A 7,424-nucleotide genomic window follows, 5' to 3' on the forward strand; every position below is an offset into this window, starting at 1 on the left:
GTGGCATCCATGACGTCGATGCAGGCGAGGTGGTGATCGATCGCCTTGCGGCGGATGCGGTCGTCCTCGTGCGTGAGCGCACCGAACTTGTAGTCGTCGTCCTGGAACGTGTTGGAGTTCACCGTGCCGAGCGCCACACCGTGATCCTCGGCGTGCTTGCGCAGGTCGTCGTACGAGTCGACCGCATCCCACGGGATGTGCAGCGCCACGCTCGGCGCCAGCGCGGTGACCTTGTGCACCTGGGCGGCATCCGCGATCTTCTCGAACGGATCGCGCGGCGTGCCGGCGGTCGCGAACACCTTGAAGCGGGTGCCCGAGTTGCCGAACGCCCACGACGGAAGCTCGATCGCCTGCGCCTCGAGCGCAGCCAGGATGTCGGGGGTCAGGGTGGCGGCCATTGCGGGGACTCCTCTGTCGCGTGCCGGTGTCGCTGAGAATGAATCGATTCATTCTTGATGATCTTCACAGTACGCGTCGCATCCGGCGGCGTCAAGCCGATTTATGAATCGATTCAATATGCCGCGTCGCTCGCAGGGAGTGGATGCCGGCATTCCGCCGGAGCTCGCCGTCCAGCCGCCAGCCGGCGGGCACCGCGATCTCGGTCGTCGTGCCGGCGGGCACGGTGACCTCGAGCGTCGCTTCATCGCCGTCCCTTTCCCAGCGCACGGCGAGCCGGCCGTGCGGGGTGTCGATGTGCGCAGCGCAGTGATCGAGGAAACCGTCCAGGTCGGGGGCGACCCGTGAGCGCGCATACCCGGCGTCGACGAGTTCGAGTCCGGCCAGGCGCCGCATCATCCAGTCCACCACGCACCCGAAGGCGTAGTGGTTCATCGAGACCCGGTCGACGGTGCCGTCCTCGTGGACGGCGTGCCAGGCCTCCCAGATCGTGGTCGCGCCGCGGTCGATCTCGTACAGCCACGACGGCGCGGTGTCCTGCCGCATCAGGGTGCGGGCGAGATCGGCGTGGCCGTTGTCCCACAGCACGTCCAGCAGGAACGGCACCGAGACGAAGCCGGTGTCGAGGTGGTCCCCGGCGGCGTGCACGAGGTCCACCAGGCGATCGATGACGCGCGGGCGCACGGCATCCGGCACGGCGTCGAAGGCGAGCGCCAGCACGTAGATGCCCTGCATGTCCGGGATGATGCGTCCGTCCTCGCCGACGTACTCGGCGGCGAAGGCCTCGCGGACGCGGGCTGCGTGGGCGCGGTGCCGGGCGGCATCCTCGGGATGGTGGAGCACCTCCGCGCTCGCGGCGGTCAGATCGAGCGAGCGGATCTGGAAGAGCGGCCCGGTCAGCTCAGCGGTGAGCTTCGGGGCGATCATCATCACGTCCGCCTCGTCGAACGGCGCATCCGCCGAGGGGACGAGGGTCGAGGGAGCGAGCCAGTCGCCGAAGTTCATCCGTCCGTTCCACAACAGCTCGTGATGGGCGCGCTGCGGCTCGGTGAGCTCCGCTCCGGTGAGCCGCGGCGGCAGGGCGACGCGGGCATCCTGCGTCTGATGCGCGACCCAGGCGGTCATCGCGGCATAGTTGTCGCGCAGGAACCGCTCGTCGCCGTAGTGCCGGTACAGCTCCCACGGGGCGATCGTGATCGCGTCGCTCCAGCCGGCCGCCGCGCGGATGTCGAACACCCCGCCCTCGTCACCGCCGGTCGCGTCCATCGCGGGTGGCATCGGCACGATGATCGGCACGACGCCGTCGTGGGCACGCTGGTCGAGGCGCACGTTGTCGAGCCAGCGCTCGAGGAAGCTCGCCACTCCCATCAGGGTCGCGGCGGTCGGTGCGAACACCTGCAGGTCGCCGGTCCAACCCGCACGCTCGCGCTGCGGGCAGTCGGTGGGCACCGCGAGGAAGTTCGAACGCTGCGACCACACGGTGTTGTGCACCAGCTTGTCGAGGCGCGCGTCGGACGACGCGAAGGATGCCGTCTGCTCCAGGTCGTTCGCGATCACGACCGCCGTGAAATCCTCGGCGCGCGGCGTGCCCGGGTAGCCGACGAGCTTGACGTACCGGAAGCCGTGGAAGGTGAACAGCGGCTCCCACGTCTCGCCGCCCGCCGTGCCGGCGAGCACGTACTCGTCGGCCTGGTCTTTGTTGACGCCCAGGATGTTGTCGAGGAAGTCGCCTTCGGCGTCGACGACCTCGGCGTGCTCGAGCCGCACGACGGTGCCGCGGTCGCCGGCGACGGTCATCCGCACGCGACCGGCGATCACCTGGCCGAAGTCGAGCACCGTCTCGCCGGCCGGGGTGGCGAGGATGCGCTCCACCGGCAGCTCGGCCACGCGCCGGATCGGCTCGCCGATGAACGGCAGGAGCGGCACGTCGACGGGCACCAGTTCGACCGGCGTCCAGGCGTCGTCGTCGAAGCCGGCGGCATCCCACCCCGCGATCTCGGCGCGCGCGTCGTGGCGCTCGCCGATGAAGATGTCGGACCAGTCGATCGGACCGCGGGAGCTGCGCACTGCGGCATCCGGCTGCACGATCGTGCGGGTGCCGTCGGGCAGGTCGACCTCGAGCCGCCAGGAGGCGCGCAGCGTGTCGCCGTACTGGGCGCTGCGGCCGAGGATCGAGATCCGGCCTGCGTACCAGCCGTCGCCGAGCACGACGCCGAGCACGTTCTCGCCGGGGCTGAGCATTGCGGTGACGTCGTGGGTCATGACCGAGATCGCGTGCTGGTAACTCTCGTAGCCGGGCGCCAGCAGTCCGTCGCCGACGGGGGCGCCGTTGAGGGAGGGCTGGTGCACGCCCTGGCTGGTGATGCGCAGCCGGGCCGCCACCGGAGCGGCGGGCAGCTCGAAGCGCTGCCGCAGGTGACGCGGCGGATGCAGGCGCTCGCCGGTCGGGCCGGCGGACACCGGGGCGGCGAACGCCTCGGGTCCGAGCCCGAGCAGGCCCTCGACGACCACCGGCTGCTGCGCGGGCTCGGCCCAGGCGGCGGACCAGTCCTGCAGGCCGATGCCGAACGTGCCGGATGCCTCGAGCACCTCGTCCGACCCGCTCAGGCGCACGGCGAGATCCCAGCGGTACTCGTGCCCGGGAGCGCCGTCGAAGCCGTCGAGCTCGGCCGCGACGACGGGGGAGCGGACCCATCCGGTGTCATGCGTCCGGTGCGCGGGGGAGCCGCCGGGCGCGGTCTCGTGGACGACGATGCGGTAGGCGCGCTGGGTCGCATCCGTGCCGGACAGGCGCCAGGTCAGTCGGGGACGCGGGCGCCGCAGTGCGAGGGGCGCCTCGAGGTGGTCGGCACGCAGGTGGGTGAGGGAGGGGGGCATTCGGACTCCTCTCGCGCGAGCCGTCTTCGGCTTCACGATGAATCGATTCATAAGGAAGATCTCTCACACGCTACGGCGGGGCGGCGCGCTCCGTCAATCACGTTCATCCCGAACATCCGGTTGTCCGCGCGCTTGTCGACGGATTTCACGCGACCGCTTGTGAATCGATTCAATGCCTGCTAGCGTTCACGACCGACCCAGTTGTAACGTCCCAGCAGGGGACGTGTGCGTTCGAAGGAGAACCCGATGGCGATCACGACTTCCAACTTCAAACAGGCCAATGCGTGGTGGGTGGGTGTCGTCTGCGGCATGGCATCCTACATCGATGCCGCGACGATCGTCGCCACCGGCATCGCCCTCGTCATCTACCAGCACACCATCGGCGTCACCGCGACCGAGATCGGCGTCATGTCGGGCACGCTCACCCTCTGCATCGCCATCGGCGCGATCTTCGGAGGGCGCATCAGCGACCGGTTCGGCCGGCGCTCGGTGTTCCTCGTGACGATGCTGGTGATCCTCGTCGGCATCGTGCTGCTCGTGTTCAGCACCGCGTTCGCGCTGCTGCTCACCGGCATCGTGCTCGTCGGCCTCGGCACCGGCGCCGACCTGCCGGTGTCGCTCTCGACGATCTCCGAGGCGGCGAGCGACAGGAACCGCGGCGCGATCATCGGGCTGTCCAACATCCTGTGGACCATCGGCATCCTGAGCGCGGTGCTCATCGCCACCTTCTTCGGCAACACCGGTCGCCTCGGCGGGCAGCTGCTGTTCGGCCAGGTCGGCGTCGTGGCCCTCATCGTCTTCGTCTGCCGCCTCACCATCCCGGAGTCGGCGCGCTGGCGGGCCGCGCAGGCCGAGCGCGCGCAGGGCATCGAGACGATCCGTGCCGACCATGCCCGGGTGCGCGACCTGCTGCAGCGCCCCTACCTCGCCCCGTTCATCGCGCTGGTCGTCTTCTACGCACTCACCAACGTCGGCGCCAACACCGGCGGCCAGTTCGGCACCTACCTCGCGGTGAACGTCGCGCACATCTCGGTGGCGACCAACTCGGCGATCTCGCTCATCGGCTTCCCGATCGGGCTTCTCTGCGGACTCTGGTTCATGAAGATCGTCGACGGACCGCACCGCATGGGCTACTTCGTCTTCGGTGCGATCGCGCTGATGGCCGCCTACCTGACCCCCGCGATCTTCGGCTTCAGCATCGCGACGATCCTCCCGATGAACATCCTGATGGGCGTCGGCGGCGCGTTCGCCTTCGAGGGGATCATGAAGGTGTGGACGCAGGAGTCCTTCCCGACACTGCTCCGCTCCACCGCGCAGGGCACCATCATCGCCGTGGCCCGGGTCGTCGCGGCCCTGCTCGCCTTCGTCACGCCGGCCCTTGTCGCGGTGAGCCCGCAGGGCCTCTACGCGGTGCTGTCGCTCGTGGTGCTGATCGGGCTGCTCGTCGCCTGGTTCACCTTCCGCCGTCACCTCGGCAACCAGTTCCAGGAGGAGACCCAGCTGGAATCCGACGTGGCGCCCGCGACCGCGCTGCCGCACGCCTGACCCCTTCCGATTTTCGACAGGAGCACCCGCATGATGCCCGCCCTGCAGATCCCCACCGACGTGCGACAGGCGCTCGAGGGGGCGAGCTTCCTCACCGTCGACGCCCCGCGCGACGTCGCCCCCCGTTTCTCCACCGCCGTCCCGCTCGACCGGCCGCGGGCGGAGGTCGTGTCGGCCGTGCTCACCGCGACCGCGCACGGCGTGTACGAGGCGCGCATCGACGGCCGGCCGGTCTCGGACTCGGTGCTGGACCCCGGATGGAACGCCTACGAATGGCGCCTCGCCGTGCAGCAGCATGACGTGACCGCCATCGTGCGCACGGGCGACGGGGAGCTGCACGTCGAACTGCTGCTCGGCAACGGGTGGTACCGCGGCGACCTCGGCTTCGAGGGCGCGAACGCGAATTACGGGGACGAGATCGCCGTGGCGGCCGCGCTCGAGGTCACCTTCGACGACGGAACCCGTCAGCGGATCACGACGTCGGGCGAGTGGGATGCCGCGACCTCCGAGGTCGTGCGCAACTCCCTCTACAACGGCCAGACGATCGACGCGCGGCGACGCGGGATGCCGGGCGAACCGCTCGCGGTGCGCGAGAGCGACATCGACCGGTCGACGCTCGTCGCCCAGAGCGGTCCGCCGGTCACCCGGCACGAGGTGCTGCCCGTGCAGCGCACGTGGACGTCGCCTGCGGGGAAGACCCTGGTCGATTTCGGCCAGAACCTCGTCGGCTGGATCAGGCTGTCGGTGCAGGGACCGGCCGGCACCGAGATCACCGTCCGCCACGCCGAGGTGCTCGAGCACGGCGGGCTCGGCACGCGACCGCTGCGGGCGGCGCAGGCCACGGATGTCTTCGTGCTGTCCGGCGGCGCCGACGTCTTCGAGCCGACGCTGACATTCCACGGCTTCCGCTACGCCGAGATCACGGGCTGGCCGGGCGCGTTCGATGCGGCATCCGTCGAGGCCGTCGTGGTGCATTCCGCGATGGCGCGCACCGGACGGTTCGAATGCTCCGAGCCCCTCGTGAACCAACTCGTGCACAACTCGGTGTGGGGGCAGAAGGGCAACTTCCTGAGTGTCCCGACCGACTGCCCGCAGCGCGACGAGCGGCTGGGATGGACTGGGGATCTCGCCGCGTATGCGGCATCCGCCTCGTTCCAGTTCGACACCGCCGACTTCCTCGACGACTGGCTGCGCGACCTGCACGCCGAGACCGCGAACTCGGCGCGGGGCATCGTGCCGATCGTCGTCCCCGACGTGCTGAAGTACGCCCATTTCGGCGAGGACTTCGCCTTCCCCGAACTCGGCGCGACCGCGATCTGGGGGGATGCCGCGGTGTGGGTGCCCGAGGCCCTGTGGCGCGCGTACGGCGACCGCGACCGGCTCGCCGCGCACTACCCGGCGATGGTGCTGCACCTCGAGTCGGTGGAGAAGCTGCTCTCGCCCACCGGCCTGTGGGACACCGGTTTCCAGTTCGGGGACTGGCTCGACCCGGATGCCCCGCCGGACAACCCGGCCGCGGCCAAGGCCGACCCGCACGTGGTGGCGACGGCGTCGGTCTACCGCAGCGCCGCGTTCGCTGCGGAGGCCGCCGGCGTCCTCGGCCTCGATCGGGATGCCGCGCGGTGGCGGGCACTCGCCGGCCGCATCCGGGCCGGATTCAACGAGCACTACGTCGACGCCGGACGGATCCTCTCGGACTGCACCACCGTGTACGCGCTGGGCATCTGCTTCGGCCTGCTCGACGACGCCGACCGCGCCGCCGCCGGCGATCGGCTGGCCGACCTGGTGCGCGCGTCGGGACACCGCGTCACCACGGGATTCGCAGGTACGCCGTTCATCACGTGGGCGCTGACCGAGACCGGTCATGTCGCCGACGCCTACGGACTGCTGCTCGAGAAGGAGTGCCCGTCGTGGCTCTATCCGGTGACGATGGGCGCCACCACGGTGTGGGAGCGCTGGGACTCGATGCTCCCGGACGGCACCATCAACCCCGGCGAGATGACGAGCTTCAACCACTACGCCCTCGGCGCGGTGGCGGACTGGATCCATCAGGTCGTCGGCGGCATCCGCCCGGCGGCGCCCGGCTATGCGCGGGTGCGCATCCAGCCGGTGCCCGGGCCGGGCATCACGTGGGCGAAGACCTCGTACGATTCGGTCGCCGGCACGATCTCGACGTCGTGGACCGCGGATGCCGAGGGCTTCGCGCTGGACGTGACGGTGCCCGACGGCGTGCCCGCCGAGGTGGTGCTGCCGGACGGGCGGGTCGAGCACATCGTCGGCGGTGCGCATGCGTTCCGCGGTGCGCTCTGATCGGGGCGGTGCGCGCGCGTGCCCTAGGCTCGCCTGAGGAGGGTGTGCGGATGGCAGCGAGCGTGCGCGACGTCGCCGAAGCGGCCGGCGTCTCGGTCGGCACGGTCTCCAACGTCCTGAACCGTCCGGACAAGGTCTCGGAAGCCACCGTGACACGCGTGCAGGATGCCATCGACCGGCTGGGCTTCGTGCGCAACGACGCCGCCCGGCAGTTGCGGGCCGGCCGCAGCCGCACGATCGGGCTCGTCGTGCTCGACCTGCACAACCCGTTCTTCAGCGACGTCGCCCGGGGCGCC

At 70.3% G+C, this 7,424-nt stretch carries 4 protein-coding genes and 1 pseudogene; 3 read left to right on the forward strand and 2 right to left on the reverse strand.

What is annotated here, in order from left to right; translation table 11 throughout:
* A pseudogene (locus VJR25_RS00270) lies at positions 1-398 on the reverse strand (rhamnose isomerase); the annotation flags it as partial.
* Positions 399-489: 91 nt separating this feature from the next.
* Positions 490-3,273, reverse strand: a complete 2,784-nt coding sequence (locus VJR25_RS00275) for a family 78 glycoside hydrolase catalytic domain (protein WP_324111323.1) — start codon at positions 3,271-3,273, stop codon at positions 490-492.
* 246 nt (positions 3,274-3,519) lie between these two features.
* Between VJR25_RS00275 and VJR25_RS00280 the strand changes: the two genes are divergently transcribed.
* The 3 genes from VJR25_RS00280 to VJR25_RS00290 form a co-directional block, all read left to right on the forward strand.
* Positions 3,520-4,818, forward strand: coding sequence for an MFS transporter (locus VJR25_RS00280; RefSeq protein WP_324111325.1), 1,299 nt, complete (start codon positions 3,520-3,522; stop codon positions 4,816-4,818).
* Positions 4,819-4,851: 33 nt separating this feature from the next.
* A complete protein-coding gene (locus VJR25_RS00285) occupies positions 4,852-7,128 on the forward strand; it encodes a family 78 glycoside hydrolase catalytic domain (protein ID WP_414683690.1) in 2,277 nt (758 codons plus the stop codon).
* Positions 7,129-7,178: 50 nt separating this feature from the next.
* Positions 7,179-7,424, forward strand: a 246-nt coding sequence (locus VJR25_RS00290) for a LacI family DNA-binding transcriptional regulator (RefSeq protein WP_324111329.1), incomplete at its 3' end; no start/stop codon positions are given.

Source organism: Microbacterium sp., from assembly GCF_035277845.1.
GTDB lineage: Bacteria > Actinomycetota > Actinomycetes > Actinomycetales > Microbacteriaceae > Microbacterium.

Excerpts from the sequence above, each read along its gene's own strand:
- VJR25_RS00280 (WP_324111325.1), top strand. The coding sequence starts at position 3,520 with ATGGCGATCACGACTTCCAACTTCAAACAGGCCAATGCGTGGTGGGTG.
- VJR25_RS00275 (WP_324111323.1), bottom strand. The coding sequence starts at position 3,273 with ATGCCCCCCTCCCTCACCCACCTGCGTGCCGACCACCTCGAGGCGCCC.
- VJR25_RS00285 (WP_414683690.1), top strand. The coding sequence starts at position 4,852 with ATGCCCGCCCTGCAGATCCCCACCGACGTGCGACAGGCGCTCGAGGGG.